Origin of the sequence: Thalassospira tepidiphila MCCC 1A03514, assembly GCF_001662875.1 — a bacterium.
GTDB classification, from domain to species: Bacteria; Pseudomonadota; Alphaproteobacteria; order Rhodospirillales; family Thalassospiraceae; genus Thalassospira; species Thalassospira tepidiphila.
Map to the genome: position 1 here is coordinate 115,608 of NZ_JPVZ01000008.1, position 22,063 is coordinate 137,670.

Annotated in this window: 17 protein-coding genes; 4 read left to right on the plus strand and 13 right to left on the minus strand. The window is 55.8% G+C overall.

Annotation, left to right across the window (positions count from 1 at the left end; translation table 11 throughout):
* Window positions 1–15: 15 nt before the first annotated feature.
* The 8 genes from TH4_RS16350 to TH4_RS16385 all read right to left on the minus strand — a co-directional run bounded on the left by TH4_RS16350 (window position 16) and on the right by TH4_RS16385 (window position 10,227).
* Window positions 16–927 (minus strand): dihydrodipicolinate synthase family protein, encoded by a 912-nt coding sequence (locus TH4_RS16350; RefSeq protein WP_064781955.1) that lies wholly within the window; start codon window positions 925–927, stop codon window positions 16–18.
* A 237-nt stretch (window positions 928–1,164) separates the two neighbouring features.
* Window positions 1,165–1,971, minus strand: coding sequence for a formate dehydrogenase accessory sulfurtransferase FdhD (gene fdhD, locus TH4_RS16355; protein WP_064781999.1), 807 nt, complete (start codon window positions 1,969–1,971; stop codon window positions 1,165–1,167).
* A complete protein-coding gene (locus TH4_RS16360) occupies window positions 1,971–2,195 on the minus strand; it encodes a formate dehydrogenase subunit delta (RefSeq protein WP_063090392.1) in 225 nt (74 codons plus the stop codon). Before TH4_RS16360 ends, fdhD begins: the two co-directional genes overlap by 1 nt.
* 93 nt (window positions 2,196–2,288) lie before the next feature.
* Window positions 2,289–5,168, minus strand: coding sequence for a formate dehydrogenase subunit alpha (gene fdhF / locus TH4_RS16365; RefSeq protein WP_064781956.1), 2,880 nt, complete (start codon window positions 5,166–5,168; stop codon window positions 2,289–2,291).
* A 4-nt stretch (window positions 5,169–5,172) separates the two neighbouring features.
* Window positions 5,173–6,729, minus strand: a complete 1,557-nt coding sequence (locus TH4_RS16370) for a formate dehydrogenase beta subunit (RefSeq protein ID WP_064781957.1) — start codon at window positions 6,727–6,729, stop codon at window positions 5,173–5,175.
* Window positions 6,726–7,190: a formate dehydrogenase subunit gamma gene (locus TH4_RS16375; protein ID WP_064781958.1), complete on the minus strand. Its 465-nt coding sequence runs from the start codon at window positions 7,188–7,190 to the stop codon at window positions 6,726–6,728. Before TH4_RS16375 ends, TH4_RS16370 begins: the two co-directional genes overlap by 4 nt.
* 111 nt (window positions 7,191–7,301) lie before the next feature.
* Window positions 7,302–8,195 carry a LysR family transcriptional regulator gene (locus TH4_RS16380; protein ID WP_064781959.1) on the minus strand — a complete coding sequence of 298 codons (894 nt, stop codon included), beginning with the start codon at window positions 8,193–8,195 and terminating at the stop codon, window positions 7,302–7,304.
* Window positions 8,196–8,502: 307 nt separating this feature from the next.
* Window positions 8,503–10,227, minus strand: a complete 1,725-nt coding sequence (locus TH4_RS16385) for an OFA family MFS transporter (protein WP_051007672.1) — start codon at window positions 10,225–10,227, stop codon at window positions 8,503–8,505.
* 410 nt (window positions 10,228–10,637) lie between these two features.
* On the opposite strand from TH4_RS16385, the gene TH4_RS16390 reads away from it, so the two are divergent.
* A complete protein-coding gene (locus tag TH4_RS16390) occupies window positions 10,638–11,204 on the plus strand; it encodes a GNAT family N-acetyltransferase (protein ID WP_064781960.1) in 567 nt (188 codons plus the stop codon).
* A gap of 23 nt (window positions 11,205–11,227) precedes the next feature.
* On the opposite strand, the gene TH4_RS16395 is transcribed toward TH4_RS16390, so the two are convergent.
* The 4 genes from TH4_RS16395 to TH4_RS16410 all read right to left on the minus strand — a co-directional run bounded on the left by TH4_RS16395 (window position 11,228) and on the right by TH4_RS16410 (window position 16,341).
* Complete coding sequence (locus TH4_RS16395; RefSeq protein WP_064781961.1) at window positions 11,228–13,240, minus strand: sensor histidine kinase; 2,013 nt, start codon at window positions 13,238–13,240, stop codon at window positions 11,228–11,230.
* Entirely contained in the window at window positions 13,237–14,670 is a 1,434-nt protein-coding gene (locus tag TH4_RS16400; protein ID WP_064781962.1) for a sigma-54-dependent transcriptional regulator, read from the minus strand. The genes TH4_RS16395 and TH4_RS16400 overlap by 4 nt, the downstream gene beginning before the upstream one ends.
* Before the next feature lie 138 nt (window positions 14,671–14,808).
* On the minus strand, window positions 14,809–15,567 hold the full coding sequence (locus tag TH4_RS16405; RefSeq protein WP_064781963.1) for an SDR family oxidoreductase: 759 nt from the start codon (window positions 15,565–15,567) through the stop codon (window positions 14,809–14,811).
* 39 nt (window positions 15,568–15,606) lie between these two features.
* On the minus strand, window positions 15,607–16,341 hold the full coding sequence (locus TH4_RS16410) for a TSUP family transporter (RefSeq protein WP_064781964.1): 735 nt from the start codon (window positions 16,339–16,341) through the stop codon (window positions 15,607–15,609).
* Between the two features lie 196 nt (window positions 16,342–16,537).
* Between TH4_RS16410 and aptA the strand changes: the two genes are divergently transcribed.
* Complete coding sequence (gene aptA / locus TH4_RS16415) at window positions 16,538–17,857, plus strand: omega-aminotransferase AptA (protein WP_064781965.1); 1,320 nt, start codon at window positions 16,538–16,540, stop codon at window positions 17,855–17,857.
* A gap of 71 nt (window positions 17,858–17,928) precedes the next feature.
* Here the strand turns inward: aptA and pdxR are convergent, their stop codons facing one another.
* Window positions 17,929–19,443 carry a MocR-like pyridoxine biosynthesis transcription factor PdxR gene (gene pdxR / locus TH4_RS16420; RefSeq protein ID WP_064781966.1) on the minus strand — a complete coding sequence of 505 codons (1,515 nt, stop codon included), beginning with the start codon at window positions 19,441–19,443 and terminating at the stop codon, window positions 17,929–17,931.
* Between the two features lie 234 nt (window positions 19,444–19,677).
* Here pdxR and TH4_RS16425 point away from each other — a divergent pair, with 234 nt between their 5' ends.
* Together TH4_RS16425 and TH4_RS16430 are read left to right on the plus strand one after the other, a co-directional pair.
* Entirely contained in the window at window positions 19,678–20,820 is a 1,143-nt protein-coding gene (locus TH4_RS16425; RefSeq protein WP_008891981.1) for a substrate-binding domain-containing protein, read from the plus strand.
* A 144-nt stretch (window positions 20,821–20,964) separates the two neighbouring features.
* Window positions 20,965–22,062, plus strand: coding sequence for an ABC transporter ATP-binding protein (locus tag TH4_RS16430; RefSeq protein ID WP_064781967.1), 1,098 nt, complete (start codon window positions 20,965–20,967; stop codon window positions 22,060–22,062).
* Window position 22,063: the final 1 nt, after the last annotated feature.

Sequence of the window (22,063 nt, forward strand, 5' to 3'; positions counted from 1 at the left end):
TTACCCCTAGGCGACCTAACCGATCAGGCCGTTTCCCTTCATGAAGCTTGAAAGCTTTTCGGCTTGCGCGTCGGTCAACGGCCAGGCGGACGGCGGGCGCGTAGCCCCGCAATCATCACCCAGTAATTTCAGGGCTGCCTTCACACCGGTTACGTTGGTGCCGTTCATTTCCTCGGCCCGGACTTCTTCAAAGGCCTTCATTTCGGCGATCAACTGGCGCGCCTTGGCATAGTCGCCGGCTTCAAGGGCCGCGTGAATGGCCATGGAGCGTTCCGGCCAGACATTGATCAGGCCAGATGTAAATCCACGGGCGCCAACGGCATAAAATGCCGGTGCCCAGGTTTCCGCAAGCCCCCCGACCCAGACGATATCCGGATCGCAGGCCTGAATTGCCTCGGCCAGCTTCATCGGGTTTGGCGTTGCCCATTTAACACCAGCAACACCTTCGACGGCACACAGTTCCGTAATGGCCTTGGTGCCAATGGCATCGTTACGCAAATACAGCATCATCGGCAGACCACCGGACGCATCGGCAATCCGTTTGATGTATTCCACAACACCGCGCGGGGCGACAAACGGGTCTGGCGGCTGATGGATCATCAATGCCTCTGCCCCGGCCTCGGCCGATGCCTTGGCAAGCGCACAGGCATCACGCACACCGCGGCCAATCCCGGCCAGCATCGGCGCACGACCATCGAGCATTTCAGCGACCGACTTCGCCATCAAGATCGCTTCGTCGGTGGTCAGGGCATAAAATTCGCCGGTATTACCATTCACAACCGGAAAATGCACCCCCGCGGCCAGCGCACGATCAATCACCGGCACGAGCTTCTTGGGCGCGACATCGCCATTGTCATCATAGGGCGTGACAAGAATGCCCGAAATCCCCGACAAAACGGCGCGCAATTCAGTTTTTGAAAGTGCCATGGTTTCCTTATCCCCGTGCCGTGGCCCGCGCGCAGCAGATCAAATATCCGACTGACTGGCGGGACCATCTTGTAATATTTAATTACATCTTGAATAACAAGTATGCGCGGATATGGCAATTCCAATTATGCGCTTAAGACACCGGAAAGCGCGGTTCAGGCAGACGTGTACAATTACACCTGTGTTGCAAACAGGTGATCATCAGAAAATTACAAGTTGGGAAAAGCCGTTTACAGGTCAGGCAAACCGACGAAACAGACCACGCCGTTCGCGGCAGATCATCGTCAAACCGGCCTTGCGCGCAAGGTTCACCGCCGTCAATGTCGGGCCCGAAAGGGTCACAAGCCCGCCCACCCCAAATTGCACGGTCTTGGTGACAATTTCATAGGAGCAACGACTGGTCATCAGAATGAACCCGCCGGTCGGATCGATCCCCTGTCGCGCCACAGCACCAAGCACCTTATCAAGCGCGTTGTGGCGTCCGATATCTTCACGGACCAGAACGATGTTACCGCTACCATCGACAAAGGCGCTGGCATGTAGCAACCCGCCGCCTTCGCGATTGCGGGTCTGATATTCCGGAAGTGCGTCAATCGCCCGCAAGACAACATCTTGGGTCATGTTGGATGGCTTGACCGCCCCGATCTTGTCCATGGCGACGGCTTCAAGCGATTGCACACCGCACAAACCACAGCCAGATCGACCTTCAAGGGTGCGCTGACGATCAGCCAGACGATCAAACACGTCGTCATGCAGATCAGCCTCGATCACATAGCCCTGCAGGGTCTTGCGCACGTCGCGCAGCGTGATCTGGGAAATGTCATCGGCAATGCCTTCGGACAGGGCAAAGCCGACCATGAAGTCTTCAAGGTCATGGGGGGATACCATCATCACCGCATGGGAATGACCATTAAACGTCAAAGCAGCCGGAACTTCCGGCTGCAACATCATCGGTGCGTCATCATTACCATCATCGCCTGATACGGCGCGCGCAAGATCAACGTCACGCCCGTCCAGAATGCGATTTTCCGATGGCTTGGCCATCATGCAGTTTCCTTGACCTTCCGGATTTTCGGCGCGGCCTTGATCACCAAAGGATGGAAGTCGGCCTTGCCTTCGGCGATCATGTCAAACAGCTGCTTGCGCATGCGCGGTTCCCAGAAATCGCTGATATGGTTGGCAACACCATCAACGCCCTCGCCCTCGGGCTGGGATTTGAAGAAGGTCGCGATCTGATTGGCCATATAGACAAGTTTGTCGGGTGCCATTGCGGTTCACTCTTTGACTGTAAACTTTGTATTCAAGCAGGAAGCGCCAGACATCATGCCAAGGGAGTATAGCACAATGTCTGGCGCGTTATCCTATTCGGCGGCATCGACGCGCGGTTTGATCCGGCGTGACTGTTCGGCCTGACGATCATATTCGACCTGCCATTCGGTCGGGCCATTGGAGGACGAAACCTGAACCGCGGTAACCTTGTATTCCGGGCAGTTTGTCGCCCAGTCGGTATAGTCGGTGGTGATCACGTTGGCCTGTGTGCCCGGATGGTGGAAGGTTGTGTAAACCACACCCGGCGCGACGCGGTCGGTAATGGTGGCGCGAAGGGATGTCTCGCCCGACCGGGATGCCAGACGGATCCAGTCGCCTTCACGAATGCCACGCTGTTCGGCATCATGCGGGTGGATTTCCAGCAAGTCTTCCTTATGCCAGGTGGTGTTTTCCGTGCGCCTGGTCTGTGCACCCACGTTATACTGGCTAAGGATGCGCCCCGTCGTCAGCAGAAGCGGGAAGCGCGGACCAGTTCGTTCGTCGGTTGCGACATATTCGGTGACAACAAACTTGCCCTTGCCACGAACAAAGCCATCGATATGCATGACCGGGGTCCCTTCGGGTGCCTTGTCATTGCACGGCCACTGAACCGAGCCCTTTTCTTCCAGCAGGTCATAGCTGACCTTGGCAAAGCTTGGCGTGGTCTTGGCAATCTCATCCATGACCTGCGACGGATGGGTGTAGTTCCAGTCAAGACCCATCGCACGGGCCAGGTTCTGGGTGACTTCCCAATCGGCAAAGCCATTAAGCGGCGTCATCACCTTGCGCACGCGGTTGATGCGGCGTTCGGCGTTGGTGAAGGTCCCGTCCTTTTCGAGGAATGTCGACCCCGGCAGGAATACATGCGCGTAGTTCGCGGTTTCATTAAGGAACAAGTCATGGACGACCACACATTCCATTGCCGCCAGACCGGCCGCGACATGTTTGGTATCCGGATCAGACTGAAGGATATCTTCGCCCTGAATATAGATGCCCTTGAATGTGCCTTCGACAGCCGCATCGAGCATGTTGGGGATACGAAGACCGGGCTCGTCATCCAGTTTGACACCCCAGATATCCTCAAAAATATCGCGGGTGGCACTGTCCTGAATATGGCGATAGCCCGGCAGTTCGTGCGGGAACGATCCCATATCGCACGAACCCTGCACGTTGTTCTGACCACGCAGCGGGTTCACACCCACACCCGGACGCCCGATATTACCGGTCGCCATGGCAAGGTTGGCAATTGCCATCACGGTGGTGGAACCCTGGCTGTGTTCCGTGACACCAAGACCGTAATAGATCGCGCCATTGCCGCCGGTAGCAAAGGTGCGTGCGGCCTTTCGCATGGTTTCCGCGTCAACACCGATCATCTCAGCGATGGCTTCGGGGCTGTGTTTCGGATCGGACACAAAGGTTGCCCAATCCTGGAATTCGTCCCAGTCACAGCGTTCACGCACAAATGCCTCGTCAAACAGGCCTTCGGTGACAATGACATGGGCAAGAGACGTCAGAACCGCGACGTTGGTGCCCGGACGCAGCGGGATATGGGCGACGGCCTCGATATGCGGGGAACGGACAAGGTCAATCCGGCGCGGATCGATGACGATCAGTTTCGCCCCCTGACGCAGGCGCTTTTTCAGGCGCGAGGCAAAGACAGGATGGCCATCGGTCGGGTTTGCGCCAATCAGGATGACGACATCAGTGTGTTCAACAGAATCAAAATCCTGCGTCCCGGCCGAGGTACCAAACGTGGTCTTGAGGCCATAACCGGTCGGCGAGTGGCAAACACGGGCGCAGGTATCGACGTTGTTATTGCCGAACCCGGCACGGATCAGTTTTTGAACAAGGAAGGTTTCCTCGTTCGTGCACCGTGACGAGGTAATCCCGCCCAGCGCACCCTTACCGTATTTGGCCTGAATGCCTTTGAACTTGTCGGCAGTAAAACGAAGCGCCTCTTCCCAACTGACTTCCTTCCAAGGTTCATCGACGCTTTCGCGGATCATCGGGTTGAGGATGCGGTCCTTGTGATTGGCATAGCCATAGGCAAACCGCCCCTTCACACAGGAATGACCGCGGTTGGCCTTGCCATCCTTATAGGGGACCATGCGGACAAGTTCCTCGCCGCGCATTTCCGCCTTGAACGAACATCCCACCCCGCAATAAGCGCAAGTGGTGACAACGGAGTGTTCCGGCTGGCCGATTTCAATGACCGATTTTTCCTGAAGCGTTGCGGTCGGGCAGGCCTGCACACAGGCACCACACGATACGCATTCGGAATCGAGGAAGTTTTCATGCATGCCCGGCGACACGCGGGATTCAAAGCCACGACCTTCGATGGTCAGCGCAAAGGTGCCCTGCACTTCTTCGCAGGCACGCACACAGCGCGAACAGACAATGCATTTCGACGGGTCATAGGTGAAATACGGGTTGGTTTCATCCTTGGCCATGTAGCGCGGGTTTTCTTCGCCGTTCTGGCGGACCTGAACGTGATTTTCACCCTCATAGCCATACCGCACATCGCGCAGGCCAACCGCGCCGGCCATATCCTGCAATTCGCAATCGCCATTGGCGGCACAGGTCAGGCAATCAAGCGGATGGTCGGAGATATAAAGCTCCATCACGCCTTTGCGGATTTTCTTGAGCCGTTCGGTCTGGGTATGGACAACCATGCCGTCAGCGGCCGGCGTCGTGCAGGATGCCGGGGTGCCGTTGCGGCCTTCGACCTCAACCAGACACAGACGGCATGACCCGAACGCATCGACCATGTCGGTCGCACACAGTTTCGGGACCTGAATGCCGGCCTCCATCGAGGCCCGCATGACAGAGGTGCCTTCGGGCACGGTAATGTCCTTGCCATCAATGGTCAGGGTTACCGTCTTTTCGGACTTCTTGGCGGGGGTTCCGTAGTCAACTTCTTCGATCAAGGACATCGTTTCACTCCGCAGCTATATCAAGCGCGCGTGGCTTGAAGTCATCAGGGAAATGGGTCAGTGCACTCAGGACCGGATATGGCGTAAAGCCGCCCAGTGCGCACAGCGATCCGAACTTCATGGTCTCACACAGATCACGCAGCAGCTCGGTCTGCAATTCAGGCTGTTCACCGCGTTCAAGCTTGTCGACGACTTCGGTGCCACGGATCGAACCAATGCGGCATGGCGTACATTTGCCGCATGATTCAATTGCACAGAATTCCATGGCAAACCGAGCCTGCTTCATCATGTCGACCGTATCATCAAACACGACAACACCGGCATGGCCGATCAGGCCATCACGTTTGGCGAATTCTTCGTAGTCAAACGGCGTATCAAACAGTTCCTTGGGGAAATAGGCCCCCAATGGACCACCGACCTGAACTGCCTTGACCGGACGCCCTGTGGCCGTCCCACCGCCGATCTGCTCGACAATTTCACCAAGGGTCAGACCAAAGCCGACTTCATAAAGCCCGCCATGTTTGACGTTCCCGGCAATCTGGATCGGGATGGTGCCCCGCGACCGGCCCATGCCGTAATCGCGGTAATATTCCGCACCCTTTTCCAAAATGACCGGCACAGAGCACAGCGAAATCACGTTATTGACGACAGTCGGTCGACCAAGGAAACCTTCAAGGGCGGGCAATGGCGGTTTGGCACGGACAACACCGCGCTTGCCTTCCATGCTGTTAAGAAGGGATGTTTCTTCGCCACAGACATAGGCACCCGCACCCATGCGGACTTCCATATCGAACGCCTTGCCGGATCCAAGGACGTTATCGCCCAGAACACCAGCGGCACGGGCGACCTTGATCGCCTCGTTCATGACGTCAATCGCGGTCGGATATTCCGAACGGGTATAGACGTAGCCCTTTGTCGCACCAGTGGCGAGACCGGCAATGATCATGCCTTCGATCAGAACAAACGGTTCACCTTCCATGATCATGCGATCGGCAAAGGTACCGCTGTCGCCTTCGTCGGCATTACAGACGATGTATTTTTGATCGGCTGGCGCTTCGCGGACGGTATTCCATTTGATGCCCGTCGGGAAACCGGCACCACCGCGGCCCCGCAGGCCACTGTCGGTGACGGCCTTGACGATTTCTGCGTCCGTCATCTTGAGCGCGCTTTCAAGACCGGTAAGACCATCATTGGCGCGGTAATCGTCAAGCGATACAGGATCAACAATGCCGCAGCGCTGGAACGTCAGGCGCGACTGGCTTTTGAGGAACGGGATTTCCTGCGTGCGACCAAGATACAGTTTATGCGGGCCGCCAGTCAGGAAGTCGGCCTCAAACAATGCGTCGATGTCATCGGTGCTAACCGGGCCATAGGCGACCCGCCCGCGCGGGGTTTCGACCTCGACCATCGGTTCCAGCCAATACATGCCAAACGAGCCGTTGCGCACGATCTTGACATCCGAACCGGCCTTCGATGCCTTGGCGGCAATCGCGGATGCGACGTCATCAGCCCCCAGTGCGACCGAACCCGAATCAAGTGGAACGTAAACCTTGATGCTCATGATCCCACCTTTTGAAGAATGCGATCAGCACTAACGCGGCCAACAACCTTGCCATCAATCATTGCGGCAGGTGCACAGGCACAGAGGCCAAGGCAGAAAACCGGCTCCAGCGTGATCTTGCGATCAGCGGTGGTCTGCGACCAGTCGACTTTCAAATGACGACGGATCTGATCACCAAGGGCATCGGCCCCCATCGCCTGACAGGCTTCGGCCCGGCAGATCTTGATGACATGCTTGCCGGCCTTTTCTTCGCGGAAGTCATGATAGAAGCTTGCCACCCCATGGACTTCCGCCCGGCTGAGGTTCAGCTTCTTTGCAATTGTCTGAAGCGCGCCATCGGGGATATAGCCAAATTCTTCCTGCACCTCGTGCAGAATTGGCAATAACGGTCCTTCCAAAGTGATCAACTGATCACAAATGGCAGCGACGCGGACATTCTGGTCCTCGGTCGTTTCCGACATGCAAGCCTCTCTCTCAAGCATGTTATCAAATTCTTGTTTATTATGAACATTGTCGGGCATTGTCCCGACCTGTTCAATAAAGCCATCCCGTTACGCGATAGCGAAAACCTATCAAGCGGTTTGCAGCTCCGAAATTCGGGCGGCCTCTTTCAAAAGTGCCGAAACCACAGGGGTTGCAGGCTCTCGTTTTGCCGCGATCAAGCCAACCGTGTGGGTCGCATCCGGTTCAATAATCGGGATCGATTTGACCCGGTCGCGCATCCCGAAACTTTCGACCATTTTTTCGGGCATGATGCTGGCCCAGTTGCCGGTTTGCACATGGGTAAACAGCGCAATCATGGAATCGCTTTCAAGCGTCGCACTGACTTTCGCGCCAGCAGCATCAAGATGCTGATCAATGATGCGGCGGTTCTGCATATCGGGTGTCAGCAGGCAAAGCGGCAGTTTGGCGGCTTCGCGCCAGGTGATTGTTTCTCGCCCGGCCAGATCATCCATGTTGGACGTCACCAGATGATAGCGTTCCCGATACAGCGGAATGGCGGTGACACGGCCCAAGGGTTCATTATCGAGATAGGTAATGCCGGCATCGATACGAAGATCATCAAGCAATGCCTGAATTTCGACCGAGGTCCTCGACAGGATGGCAAAGCTGACATCAGGGTGCTTTTCGCGAAACGGCGTGGTCAGTTCATGGACCATCGCAAGGGCAGTCGGAATGACGGCAATCTGCACCTGCCCGGTCAGGCCAAAGCGCATGGCGCGCATTTCATCGCGCATGGAACGGGTACTGCCGACGATATGGCGCGCCCATTCCAGAACCCGTTCGCCTTCGGGTGTCAGCCCCTGATAGCGCGACCCGCGTTTGACCAGCACGACGCCAAGATGATCTTCAAGCTGGCGCAGGGCGCTTGAAAGGGTTGGCTGGGTCACGCCGCAATGTTCGGCAGCATGGCCAAAATGCTGCTCGCGGGCGAGAACCATAAACATTTCGAGTTTATCAATCATGGCGTATCCGGCATCGCAAGGCGGATGCTTTTTATGGCGGTGATCGCGATCCTGCTTTCGGGTCGCGTTATTATTGACTGAACACTCTACGTCGCGGGGAAGTGTTCTGGTTGCAGGATAACCGATTACCCCTTCGGGCATAAAGGTTATTCCTGCAACAGAACACAGATCCGGGCCGGATGAACAGAGCCCGGGTCTGCCCCTGACGCTTTGGCATGATGTCCCACTCATGCCCGGTTTTGCTGGAAAGTGGAACCGGCAAAACGGGCGCTGGCCGTGGGTATGTTGGCCAGCGCCCTTGGTCAGGTTAGGCCTTGGACGGAGCCTCGCTTCCGCCAGCTTGCTGCGTTTCCATGTGATGCTTTTCATGGATCGGGCTGACCAGCTTGTTGGCGACCAACGCAATCGCAAGCAGTGCTGCCATGGCATACATGGTGGTGTTATAGAGGCTTGAGGTCGGATCGACCGTCCCTGCCGGGGCGATTTCCATCAGACGTCCGATGGTCACCGTTTTGGCCGCAACCAGTTGATCAAGCTGGGCAATGCCGGCACCGAACTTTTCCTGGAAGGCGGCCGGATCCACCTTTGAGGCCAGATCCTTGATCGAACTTGTGACCGAGGCCTGACGCAACTGGGTGATGGCAAGCGGACCAAGAACACCGGCCGTGCTCCATGCGGTCAGAAGACGACCATGGATGCCACCGACATATTTGGTACCAAAAATATCGGCAAGATAGGCCGGAATGGTTGCAAAGCCACCGCCATACATCGTGAAGATGATCATGGTTGCGGCATAGAACATGACAAGCCATGTCACAGCCGGGTTGATGCTGACCTGTTCTGCGGCAAACGGGATCGACAGATAAAGCGCGATGCCCAGAATAAAGAAGCAGTAATAGGTGTTCTTGCGCCCGATATAATCCGACATCGATGCCCAGAAGAAACGACCGCACATGTTAAAGACCGAAATCATGAACACATAGGTCGCCGCAAAGGCAGAGTTCACAACCAGCGGCAAGGTCGTGCCAAAGATTTCGGTCATCATGGTTTTGGCAACGCCAATCACCCCGATACCCGCCGTCACGTTAAAGCACAGCACAATCCACAACAGATAGAATTGCGGGGTTTTAAGCGCCTGATCGATATGAACGTTGGCATGCGTAATCATGCGTTTGGATGCGGCATCGGCAGTCGGCGGCGTCCAGCCAGCCGGAAGCCATCCTTCGCGCGGCACGCGATAGGAAAAGGCCGCAATAACCATCACGATGAAATAGGCAACACCAAGCGTAAAGAAGGTCGCAGCCGCACCGGTGTTCCCGGTTCCAACAACATAAACGCCCTCTTCGATAGGTACCGGGGCCGAGGCAACCTGTGCGGCACCGGCGACCACGACTTCAACCATCTGGCCACCGACTTCGGCCATGCGTTTGCCGCCCTCGGTCACCAGGTTTACGGCACTTTCCGGGCCAAGATATTCCGGCACCTTATAGAACGCCGACAGCAGGCCTTCCTTGATCGGGGTTGCGATCATCGCACCACCGCCAAAGCCCATGATCGCCATGCCGGTTGCCATGCCACGGCGGTCCGGGAACCAGCGAATAAGCGTTGATACCGGAGAAACATAGCCAAGACCAAGACCACAGCCGCCAAGCGCGCCATAGCCGAGATACACCAGCCAAAGCTGATGGGTCATGATGCCGAGGCCTCCGATGATGAAACCACCCCCCCAGCAAAAGGCGGCAACGACACCGACCATACGCGGGCCGACTTCTTCAAGCCATTTGCCGCCAAATGCCGCCGCAAGGCCAAGGAAGACGATGGCAACAGAGAAAATCCAGACAACGGATTGCAGGCCCCAGTCGCCGGAGCTTGCACTGACCACACCAAATTCCTTGATCAGAGGCGGGTTAAAGATACTCCAAGCATAGACAGAGCCGATGCACAAATGAATAGCAATGGATGCTGGTGGCACTTTCCAGCGATTGAAATCGTCACCAGCGACGATGTGTTCTTTTTTGAGCTTGTCAAACATAGCGATGTTGTCCTCCCGGTCTTTGGATTTTCCTTGCCCTTCCCCGTCGCACAATTGGTCATGGTGCAGGGCAAACACGGTTAAATCCGGAACTCTCAACATCGCAATCGCCATGCCATTGCATAACAAGCGCCGTTTTCTGTCATTCTTCCAAACTGAAATGGACTGCTGCAGCGCACACGCATGGACAAAATGTCCATATCTTTTTTCGCGCATAGCGTGCAAATGGACAAAATGTCCACTCGCAACCGCAGCAATTTCAATGCGATGCCCCAACGCGCGTTCCGGGTTTGGACAGGATTGTGGGGGATTGAAAAATCATCCTGCGATAACCCTTTTCATTGCGCGTACCGCTTTAGTAAGAAAGGGCGATGAGCCTGTTACCATCCGCTTACCCGCGAAGGACGCATATGAGCGACATCATCACGGACAGATTGATCATCAGACCCTTTGTTGAAGCTGATGCCGCAGAACTGTTCGAGTACATTTCGAACCCGCGCGTAAACTGCTTTATGGATGACAAAGTCACAACGCTGGAACAAGCGAAGGCAAAGGCGCGGAAACGTGCAAAGGATAAGACGTGTCTTGCGGTATGCCTGAAAGAAACAGGAGCCTTAATTGGTGAACTGTTGCTTCATCACGATGGCCCGGAACAAGCCGACACCTTTTCCGTCGGCTGGAACTTCAACGAAAAGGTTGAAGGCAAGGGATATGCCAGTGAGAGCACACAAGCCTTGTTTGAGCATCTGTTCACACAGCGCGACGCAAGAAGGCTTTATGCCTATGTCGAGGACAACAATTTCAAATCGCAGAAGCTGTGCGAAAAACTTGGCATGCGCAAAGAGGCCTGCTTTGAGGAGTTTATTTCGTTTGTTAACAACCCCGATGGCACACCCAAATACGAAAATACTTTTGTGTATGCCATTCTGAAAAAGGAATGGCAGCGTGCAGGCACTCCGAAAAGCCCAACAAATTAATCGGCCCTGACGCCAGCCTGGCTCTAATCCGCCTCCGGCAACCAGATCATGAATGTGGTGCCCTTTCCGGGCTTGCTTTCCACTTCAAGCCCGCCGCCCTGTCGATCAATCAGGGTCTTGGTAATCGACAAGCCAAGCCCCGTCCCTTCGCGCCGTTTGGTGGTATAGAACGGATCAAAGATACGGTTCAGCACGTCGGCATCCATACCCGATCCGGTATCGCGCACCGTGATCAGAAGACCCGGCAGGCCATCGCGGTCCTGATCAATATCGGTCAGGGTCAATGTCCCGCGCTCGGACATGGCGTGCAGGGCATTGACCATCAGGTTGACCAGAACCTGTTGCAACTCGGTCCGGTTCATCAGAACCAGCCGGGTTGAATGATGTTCACGCACGACATTGATATACGCGCGGCTGAGCAGATGGGCGACCAGCGGCATGCAATCGTCAATCACCTCGGCCACGCTATGGCGTTCGACATATCCGGCATATTCTTCGGGCTTGGCGAATTGCAGAAGCTTGGTCACGATCAGATTGATGCGATTGACCTGTTCGTCAATCAGACGGAATTCGGTATCGCCCAATCTGGCATGTTCGCCCAACAAATCACGGAGAACATCAAGGTTGCCCTGAAGCACGGCCACCGGATTGTTGATTTCATGCGCCACACCGGCGGTGATTTCCCCAATGGCCGCAAGCTTTTCTGACATGATCAATTGCCGGGTGGTGGCTTCGAGCTGGCGATTGGCTTCGCGCAGCTCGCTGGTGCGCGCATCAACCCGTTCGTTCAGCTGATCGTTCCAGGCGCGCAAACGTTTATCGCGTTCCTGTACCTGATCGAGAAGGTCATCAAGATGGTCGGCCACAAGGGCGATCTCGTCCTGCACCTGATCAATGTTGGTTCTGGCTGACAAATCGCCGTTTTCGACGCGACCAATGGTATTGGCCATGCGTTCAAGCGGTTTGAAAATACCCCGTGCCCAGCGCAGGAAGATCGGCACCGACAGGGCCGCGACAAACAAAAACGCCCCGATCAGGATCAGAAGGCTTTCATATTTGGTCTGGGCAAACGGGGCTTCAAGGAACCCGACATAAAGCATGCCAACCCGTTTGCCATAGCTGTCCTTGATCGGCTCATAAGCCGAGATATACCAGTCATTGACCACAAAGGCGCGATCAAGCCAGACTTGGCCGTCTTCAAGGACAGTTTTGCGCACCGCACTTGATACCCGCGTGCCCAAGGCGCGACGATCGGCAAACAGGCGGACATTGGTACTGACCCGTACATCATCAAGGAAAAGGGTCGCCGTTCCCTGACTGCCCTCGGGCAGGCTGCTTTGGCGATAGACAAGATCGTTGATCGTATCGATGAAAGCCAAATTCTGGTTGAGCAGAATACCCCCGACCAAGGCGGCGTTTTGCCCGTTTGGCAATTCAACATGACTTGCCGAATGCACAACCATGCCACGCGTTTCGGCATTGCGTGTCGAGGGCACAGCATTGGGCGTATCAATCAGATCCAGATGGGCGCTTTCGGCCAGATCGGGCGAAATCGCTGCCAACTCGCTGTTGCTGAAAATATCGATGCTGGTCATCGATTGCCCGCGCAAGGCACTGGCAATCACTGGCCAGTCCGCATCGGGTTGGTCAGAACCTGTGCCACCCGGCGCGGGTGACAGATAGAGGAAATCAAGGCCAAGCTTGCTTTGACGTTCTGCAAGCAGGCGGTCGACCTCTGAGACATCCCCTTTGGCGAGCACTTCGCGAAAGGCAACCGATTGGCCAAGTGCCTGGATTTGTTCGCCGGTATTTTCAAGGATATGCGTGAAGTATTGATGGGCAATCGTCAGATCGCCACTGACCTTTGATGTTAACAGTGCGTCGAACTTGGTATTCCAACGCACCATCATCACGCCAAGCAACAATGGCAGGATCACAAGCGTTGGCAAAAGCGCAATCGCCAGCAACTTAAAACGAACGGATCGTGTTCTTTTGGCGGGGGGCTTGGTGGCGCCCGACAATGACGCGTCGGTCATTCTTGTTCCCAGCTTGCGCATTTGCGATCAATGGTCTTGCGCGATACCCCCAACCGTCTGGCAGCTTCGTTGCGATTGCCATTGGTCTTGTGCAACATCGCCAGAATGTGACGACGTTCCATCTCATCCAATGTTTCATCACGGTCGACCTGCGATCCCTGATCGGCAAGTTCATCGCGGAATTCCTCCGGGAACTTGCCAAGAATAAGTGTCCGTTCAATCAGGTTGCGCAATTCACGCACATTGCCCGGCCAGTCATAGCGTGTCAGTCCGGCGCGCACAGCCGCATCCATTGGCACGGCGCGCACGCCAAGCTGCTTGGACAGTTTGGTCATGAACAGTTCTGCCAGTTCAAGGACATCATCCCCGCGGGCCGAAAGTGGTGGCATTTCGATATGCATGACATTGATGCGATAAAACAGATCCGCGCGGAACCGACCGGCGTCGACTTCGGCCTCAAGATCGGCATTGGTGGCAAAGATAAAGCGCAAATCAACAGGGGCTTCGCGTTCTGAGCCCACCGGGCGGACACGGCGGCTTTCGATTGCGCGCAAAAGCTTGCTTTGGGTCGCCAGCGACAATTCACCGACTTCGTCCAAAAACAGGGTTCCGCCCTGCGCATGCATGAAAAGTCCATCACGTGCGGACTGTGCGCCGGTAAAGGCCCCTTTGACGTGACCAAACAATTCCGCCTCGATCATCTCAGACGGAATGGCGGCACAGTTAATCGGCACAAACGGCTTTTCGGCGCGATCAGAAAGCGCATGCAACGAACGTGCGGTGACTTCCTTGCCCGTGCCACTTTCCCCGGAAATCAGAATGGATGTCGGAAGGGGCGCCACGCGGGCGATGGTTTCACGGATTTCCTGAATTTGCGGCGAATAGCCAATCAGCTTGTCACGCAGCAGCACATGATCGGACGTTGCGCGCAATTCGTGGCGCAGCACATGGTTTTCACGGCGCAACCGCATGCGATCCAGACAGCGCGCCACCGCGTTCAAAATCTGGTTAGAGCGAAATGGTTTCAGGACGAAGTCGACCGCACCGGCACGCAGCGCCTTGATCGCGGTATCAAGATCAGCATAGGCCGTCATCAGGATGGCGTCGGAGAAAAAGCCGATCTCGCGCTGTTCGGTCAGCCACTCCACCCCGCTTTTGCCGGGCATGATGTTATCAAGGATGACGACATCAAAGTGGTGCTGATCAAGAAGGGCTGTGGCCTCTTCGCAGTCGGCGGCTTCTTCGACGCGTTTGGCACGTGGCCCCAGGGTACGGACAAGGAAATTGCGCATGCCCGGTTCGTCGTCGACGATCAGGATGGATGCCTTTTCAAGCCACGGCCCAAACTCGGGCCCCGGCCCGCCATGGCTTGCGTCATTGCCGACAGGTGGCGCTGCCCCATCTGACGCGCCCAGAACGGTCGATCTCATGATGTCCCTCCGATGAAACATGCTTTTTGTTTTTTTAAAAGCTTAGTTCAGCGGAAAGAGAAAAGCAAAACCGTTGGTGAGGGTTAGCTCATTCTAACGCAGAAGTTACCTTCACCAACGGATGTGCAAAATATGGGATCAGGCTTGCTTGCGATGAATGGCAAACGGCGACCAGCTTTGGCTGACCGGCATGACTTCAAGCGAGTTGACATTCACATGCGCTGGCAAGTTCGCCACCCAGAAAATGCTTTCGGCAATGTCTTCGGGCTGGATCGGATCGGCACCACTGTAAAGCTTGTCGTAGGCTTCCTTGTTGCCTCCGGTACGCACCAGCGTGAATTCGCTTTCACAAAGGCCCGGCTCGATGGATGTCACACGAACGCCAGTGCCCGCAAGGTCACAACGAATACCCAGCGAGAATTGCTGAACGAATGCCTTGGTCGCACCATAGACATTCCCGCCCGGATACGGCCAGTTCGACGCGATGGAGGCCAGATTAACAATCGCCCCTTTTCGTTCGATCAGTTTATCAAGCAGGATGCGGGTGATGGCGACCAGCCCCTTGGTGTTGGTGTCGATCATCGTCATCCAGTCCGACAGATTGCATTCCTGTGCCGGACCGGTGCCAAGCGCCAAACCGGCATTATTGACCAGAAGATCGATCTCGGCGAAGTCCGCCGGAAGGCTGTCAATCGCCTTGCGTGTCGCATCGGCATCCTGAATATCAAAGCAAAGTGCATGGGCAACCGATGCCCCACCGAGTTCATCGACAAGCGCGTCAAGCCGTTCGGCACGCCTGCCGGTTACGATGACTTTCCAGCCTTCCTTGACAAAACGCCGGGCCGTTGCGGCGCCAAAGCCAGAAGTTGCGCCGGTAATGAGTGCTGTTTTGGTCATGGGGATCTCCGGTAGTGTGAGTAGTAGATGGTAAATGTCTTACAAACCAAGTGCGATGGTCTGAGCGAAGCCGATAATGGCAATAAGAACGAGGCTGATGGCGCAAACACGCCGCCAGGTGGTTGCCGACATCCGGCGATAAATCATCTCGCCGGGGAAATAGGCGATCATGGCAATCACCAGCAACGGCAAGACAAGTGCGATGAAATCATCTGGCAACATGCCCGCGGCCGCCCGGGTGATAAATCCCAGCACATCGACCGCGCCGAAATAGATCGCAAGCGTGTTGCGCACCCGGACATCCTGCGTGCCACCGGCCAAAAGCCAGGCCGCAACCAACGGTCCGCCAACGGCAAAGCCCGACATCAGAATACCAACCGAGCAGGCCAGAAGTGCCCCGATGACAAAATGTCCCATCCATTTTGGCGGATGGTGCAACATGGCAACCAATGCCGCCACCGCAATCGCAAGATTGGTGGCAATCCGGATCGTCTGATCATCAAGTGCAAAGGCGACATAAGGGCCAAGCACCGCGCCGAAAAGTCCAAAACCCAGCAGGATCGAACAAGCCCGCCAGTCGACCTTGGCCCGATCAAAATCACGCAGGATCAAGCCGGTCAGGACAATATCAATGATCAGGATGATCGGCGTTGCCGTTGCCGGGGCCAGCAAGCTTGACAGACCAAGTGCTGCCAGCAGTGCGAAACCAAATCCAGTGACGCCACGAAACAGGGCGGCAACCGCGACGACCATGCCAGACAAGATCAGTTCCATGGAATTCCTCGTTGTTACAGACCTGAATTACGCCACTGATTGCGTCGGCAATAGAGCCACATCGTCCCTTTTGATGGAGCCACATAGCGATCTGGACCCAAATATTATCGAGTTCTGGCACTAACACCATGCGAGGGGACGGGTTTAGCTAGCAGCATAAGATTTCCGCCCCACACTCTTGCCGACAGGAGCCAGCATGAACGTGTCCGTCAAGCCGAACATGACCAACCATTGGATGCCTTTCACCAACAACCGTCTGTTTCATGAAGAACCGCAGATGTTTGCCAAGGCAGAAGGCGTGAAATACTGGACCCCGGAAGGCCGTGAAATTCTGGATGGTTCATCGGGTCTGTTTTGCTGTGCGGCCGGTCATGGACGCCCGGAAATCGCCGATGCGGTTTATAAGCAACTCAGCACGCTGGATTATTCACCGCATTTCCAGCGCGCCGCCCCCGTGTCGTTTGAATTTGCCGAAAAGCTGGCCGGTATCCTGCCAGACGGGCTTGATCGCGTGTTCTTTGCCGGATCGGGTTCCGAGGCGGTTGATACCGCAATGAAGATGTGCCTCGCCTATCACCGTGCGACCGGCAATGCCCAGCGCACCCGGTTTGTATCGCGTGCATGGGGTTATCATGGCGTGAACCTTGGCGGTACGTCGCTTGCGGGGATGGTCAATAACCGTCGTGATTTTTCGGGGATTACCTGTGATGTCGTGCATATGCGCCACACATGGACCGAAGAACAAAAATTCACCCGTGGTCAGCCGGAAACCGATGCCGATCTGGCCAACGATCTCGAAGAAATCTGCAAGACCTATGGCGGCGATACCATTGCCGCGGTCTTTGTTGAACCGATTGCCGGATCGATCGGCACCATCGTGCCACCCAAAGGCTATCTCGAGAAGCTTCGCGCGATTTGCGACAAATACGGCATCCTGCTGGTATTTGACGAAGTGATTACCGGTTTTGGCCGAACAGGTTCTGCTTTCGCCTCCCAGGCATTCGCAGTCAAGCCGGACCTGATCACCATGGCCAAGGCACTGACCAACGGCGCTATTCCCATGAGTGCGGTTGCCACCAGTGCCGAAATTCAGGCGGCTGTCTTTGAGGCTGCCGGCGATGCGGACCGCCCGGAATTCTTCCATGGCTATACCTATTCCGCCCATCCGGTGGCCTGTGCCGCCGGGATCGCAGCGCTTGATATCTACGCCAAAGACAAACTGTTCGAACGTGCCAACGAATTGTCTTCGCACTTCCTTGATGGCGTGTTTGGCCTGCGCAACCTGCCCCATGTCAGCGATCTTCGCGGCTATGGCATGATGTCGGGTATCCAACTGACCCCCGGTGATGCGCCGGGTGCAAAAGGCAGCTGGGCACAGCGTGCACTGTTTGACGAAGGCCTTCACGTCAAGGCGACCGGCGATGCGATCATTTTCGCGCCTGCGTTCGTCAGCACCGAACAGGACATCGACGATATGGTTGCCATCCTTCAGAAGGTACTTGGTTCACCTATCTAATCTGCTTTGCCGGGGACAGATCCGATCTCGGGGGAGTGGGGTCGGGTTAAAGGGACCGCCATACACACAGTTTACTGTGCGGCGGTCCCTTTCCTGTTTTCGGCTATCACCGCCATGATGGCATTGCGCAACTGAGTGATGCCGGGCGCAATCTGATCGCGCTCAATCACGGCAAACCCCAGTCTGAGGCGATCACGCGGTGCGCGGTCGGGATCACAATAATGCACATCGCCCGGTTCGACCAAAACCCCGCGTTTTGCAGCTTCGCGGTGGACGGCCCATGCATCGATATTGTCGGGCAGTTTAACCCAAACCGCCGACCCGCCCGTGGTCGGGGTGACATTCAATTCGGGTAATTGCCGGGAAATTTCGTTTTGCATCAATTGCCACTTCTCCGACAGGCGATCACGCGTCCGGCGCAGGTGTGAGTCCAGATGACCTTCACCAATGAACAACGCCATGGCGCGCTGATCCTGTGCAGATGGGTGGCGGTAATTCAGGCGGCGCAGCGCACGCAATTCCTTGATCAGTTCACTGTCGGCAAGGATGTAGCCAATCCGCAATCCCGGGAACATCAGCTTGGTCAGACTGCCGATATAAATGATATGCCCGGAATTATCGTAACTTTTAAGGGCGGCGCGCTGATGACCAAGGTAATTCAGCTCATGCTCGTAATCGTCCTCGACCAGGATGAAGTCATCCTTGCGCGCCCGTTCAACAAGCTGAAGACGTCGATCCAGTGACATGGTGACACTGGTGGGGCATTGGTGCGATGGCGTGGTGTAGACCATATCGCACTTCGACAGCACGGATGAGTTGGCAAGACCTTCGCTGTCAATCGGAAGCGGGCAGATTTCAGCCCCGGTCGAGGCAAAAATATTGCGCGCATCGACATAACCCGGATCTTCGACGCCAACTGTCCTGCCCCGCCCTGCCAGAAGCTGCCCGACCAGAAACAGGGCGTTTTGCGCGCCAATGGTGATCAGCAACTGTTCCGGATGGGCGCGTAAACCACGGTGGGGCAGAATGCGGGTGATGATCTGCTCAAGAAGTTGCGGGTCATCCATATCGACCTGATCGCCGACCCAACTTTGCGAATGGGCAAGCGACCCGGCCAGCCGCATGGAATCTCGCCAGCGCGAAATGGTGGTTTTGTCGGGTGAAACTTGCCCGTAAATGAACGGATAGGGGAAATCGCGCCAGTTGGCCGGTTTGACGATATTGCGGGCCTCGGTCGGGCGGAACTGCAAATGGCGTCGCCACAAATCAGGATCGCGTTCCTTGGTAAACAGCGAAGCGGTCCGCGTATCCACACTCAGGCGCAGTTGCTGGCGAATATATTGCTCATTCACGAAATGCCCGCGCCGCCAGACGGCTGTCAGGTATCCATCATCGAGCAGGCGTTGATAAACCAGCACCACCGTATTGCGTGACACCTTAAGGGCCGATGCCAGATCGCGGGTCGACGGCAAGGGTTCATGCGAAGGCAACCGACCTTCAAGAATCGCATCGACGAGGCCCTGATGCAGCTGTTGCTGAAGGGTTTGACCGGCAATTGCCGGATCCTCAAGTCGAATGTCGAGCATCGGTTATGCCCCTTTTATTCGGCACTGCAGCACGTTAACCGGCGTGGCACCATAGTTTTTGCCTTGTGGCTCTATTACTAGAGTAACCGGCAGATATACCATTTTGTCAATGCGATAAAGCAGGAACAAGAACCGCGATCATAATGCGGTCGGTTCAGGGAAGTTATGTCCACCAGGGAGGCGCATGGTGCGCCGCACATAAGGGAAAAATCCCGGCTATCAGGAGACATACGGATGACCAAGTTCACTTCCGGCCCGAAACTTAACCGGCGCACACTTCTTAAAGGTTCGCTTGCCGCCGGTTCGGCACTTGCAATGCCTGCAATTATCAGCAGAAAAGCACTCGCATCCTCTGGCGAAATCAACATTTTGATGTGGTCTGATTATCTGCCAGAGACGTTCCTCAAATCGTTTACCGATGCAACGGGCATCAAGGTGAATTACACCGGCATCGGCTCGAACGAGGAAATCATCAACAAGATGAAGGCTTCCAAAGGTCGCGGCTTTGATATCGTATCGCCGACCAACAACCGTGCCCTTCAGTGGAAAGCACTGGAACTGCTTCAGCCGTTTGACATGTCCAAAGTCGCCATTGAGGCCGTGAACCCGGCAATGGCCAAGATCGGCAGCACCGATTGGGCGTTTGAGGCTGGCTCCACCTATTGGCTGCCGCATATCTGGGGCACCGAAGGCATGGCGTGGCGTACCGATATGTTCCAGCCAGAAGGCATGTTCCCGTCCTATGGCGATGTCTGGTCCGAAGCCAATGCCGGCAAAACCATGGGCCGTGCGCATTCCATGATGCTGGGTGCCGGCCTTTACATGGAAACCACGGGCGAACTGGCCCCGGGTTCGGTCTGGAAGGCCTACACCTCCGAAGAAGAAATGCGCCCGGTTTGGGAAAAGATCACCGAATGGTGCATCGCGCGTAAAGGCAACATCAAACTGATCTGGAACGATGCCGATACCCAGAAGAACGGTCTTCTGAACGAAGGCGTCATCGTTGGTCAGACTTGGGATGGCCCGCCGCTTGCGCTTAAAACGGCTGGCGAACCGGTCATGTATCGTGCGCCGAAAGAAGGTGCGCTGGCATGGGTCGATGGCCTTGCCCTGCCGACCGGTGCCGAAAACATCGAACAGGCTTATGAGTTCATCAAATATGCCTACATGCCGGAACTGGCAGGTGAGGCAATTGACCATCACGGTTACAACTCCCCGGTTCTGGGTGCCGACAAGTTCGCCGGCGAAGCCTATGCCAAGAACTTTGCCGATGCCTATCCGGGCGAAGCATTGGCCAACCTCAACCCGTGGCCATCTGAACCGCAGTGGTATGCCGACATGCGTACCGAATATGTGAACCGCTTCGAAAGCGCCTGATTCCGATCTTTGGGGCGGCACGACTTTGCGCGTGTCGCCCTTTTTGGGTTTTTTGGCCCGATCCATTTCAAACAACAATAATTCCGGTATCGCCTGTGTTTGCGGGCGAACGGGCTTTGACGTTTTCAGGGGGTTGTCAGTTCTATGACCAAAGAAATTTCGCTTGAGCATGTCTGGGTAGAGTTCGGCGAATTCACCGCTGTCCATAAAGCAAATCTGAACATCGCGGGTGGCGAGTTCTTTTCATTCCTTGGCCCGTCGGGCTGCGGCAAGACAACGCTTTTGCGCTGTATTTCCGGTTTTCAGGAACCGACACGCGGCAAGGTCAAAATCGGTGGTCAGGACATGCGTGGCGTTGGCCCGAACAAACGTCCCACCGCCCTTATTTTTCAAAACCTTGCCCTTTTCCCTTTACGTTCGGTCGCTGATAACATCGCCTTCCCGCTTGAAGTGCGCGGTGTCGACAAGAAAACCCGGCGCAAACGTGCCGATGAGTTGCTTGAACTGATTGCCCTGCCCGGTCAGGGCGACAAGAAAGTCAGCGAACTTTCCGGTGGTCAGAAACAGCGTGTGGCGATTGCCCGCGCCCTTGCGGTTGAGCCAGATATCCTGCTTCTTGATGAACCGTTGTCGGCCCTTGATCTTAAACTGCGGCAACACATGCGCACTGAATTGCGCGCCATTCAAAAGCAGGTCGGCCTGACCTTTATCTACATCACCCACGATCAGGGTGAGGCACTGACCATGTCAGACCGCATTGCCGTGATGAACAAGGGCAAGATCGAACAGATCGGCGATGGCAAGGCGATCTATGATCACCCGACGACAAGCTTCGTCGCGTCATTTGTCGGTGAAAACAATGTGCTTGATGGCACGGTTTTGTCCAATGACGGCAAGGTGATGAAAATCGATGCGGGTCTGGGCACACCCTTTACGGTCGAAAACCATCCGGCCGGTGGCCCCGCCCTTGCGCCCGGGGATGCCTGCCATCTTTTTGTGCGCCCGGAAGCGCTTCGGCTTTCGAAAGATGATGGTGCAATCAATCAGTTCGAAACCAACTTCATCACCGAAGAGTTCGAAGGCAATATGCGCCATATCGTGATGAATGCGAGTGGCACGGACCTTAAGCTTTCGCTGATCAATGATGGCACCAATGCGATTGATGCCAATACCCCGGTCAAACTCGATTTCGCACCGGAAATGGGCATTGCGCTCAAACCGGGCGAATTGGCCAGCGCGTAAG

Coding starts and splice junctions, on each gene's coding strand:
- TH4_RS16385 (WP_051007672.1), bottom strand. CDS start 10,227: ATGTTTGACAAGCTCAAAAAAGAACACATCGTCGCTGGTGACGATTTC.
- TH4_RS16370 (WP_064781957.1), bottom strand. CDS start 6,729: ATGAGCATCAAGGTTTACGTTCCACTTGATTCGGGTTCGGTCGCACTG.
- TH4_RS16395 (WP_064781961.1), bottom strand. CDS start 13,240: ATGACCGACGCGTCATTGTCGGGCGCCACCAAGCCCCCCGCCAAAAGA.
- TH4_RS16380 (WP_064781959.1), bottom strand. CDS start 8,195: ATGATTGATAAACTCGAAATGTTTATGGTTCTCGCCCGCGAGCAGCAT.
- fdhD (WP_064781999.1), bottom strand. CDS start 1,971: ATGGCCAAGCCATCGGAAAATCGCATTCTGGACGGGCGTGACGTTGAT.
- TH4_RS16360 (WP_063090392.1), bottom strand. CDS start 2,195: ATGGCACCCGACAAACTTGTCTATATGGCCAATCAGATCGCGACCTTC.
- TH4_RS16430 (WP_064781967.1), top strand. CDS start 20,965: ATGACCAAAGAAATTTCGCTTGAGCATGTCTGGGTAGAGTTCGGCGAA.
- TH4_RS16405 (WP_064781963.1), bottom strand. CDS start 15,567: ATGACCAAAACAGCACTCATTACCGGCGCAACTTCTGGCTTTGGCGCC.
- TH4_RS16425 (WP_008891981.1), top strand. CDS start 19,678: ATGACCAAGTTCACTTCCGGCCCGAAACTTAACCGGCGCACACTTCTT.
- TH4_RS16350 (WP_064781955.1), bottom strand. CDS start 927: ATGGCACTTTCAAAAACTGAATTGCGCGCCGTTTTGTCGGGGATTTCG.
- TH4_RS16410 (WP_064781964.1), bottom strand. CDS start 16,341: ATGGAACTGATCTTGTCTGGCATGGTCGTCGCGGTTGCCGCCCTGTTT.
- TH4_RS16400 (WP_064781962.1), bottom strand. CDS start 14,670: ATGAGATCGACCGTTCTGGGCGCGTCAGATGGGGCAGCGCCACCTGTC.
- TH4_RS16390 (WP_064781960.1), top strand. CDS start 10,638: ATGAGCGACATCATCACGGACAGATTGATCATCAGACCCTTTGTTGAA.
- pdxR (WP_064781966.1), bottom strand. CDS start 19,443: ATGCTCGACATTCGACTTGAGGATCCGGCAATTGCCGGTCAAACCCTT.
- aptA (WP_064781965.1), top strand. CDS start 16,538: ATGAACGTGTCCGTCAAGCCGAACATGACCAACCATTGGATGCCTTTC.
- fdhF (WP_064781956.1), bottom strand. CDS start 5,168: ATGTCCTTGATCGAAGAAGTTGACTACGGAACCCCCGCCAAGAAGTCC.
- TH4_RS16375 (WP_064781958.1), bottom strand. CDS start 7,190: ATGTCGGAAACGACCGAGGACCAGAATGTCCGCGTCGCTGCCATTTGT.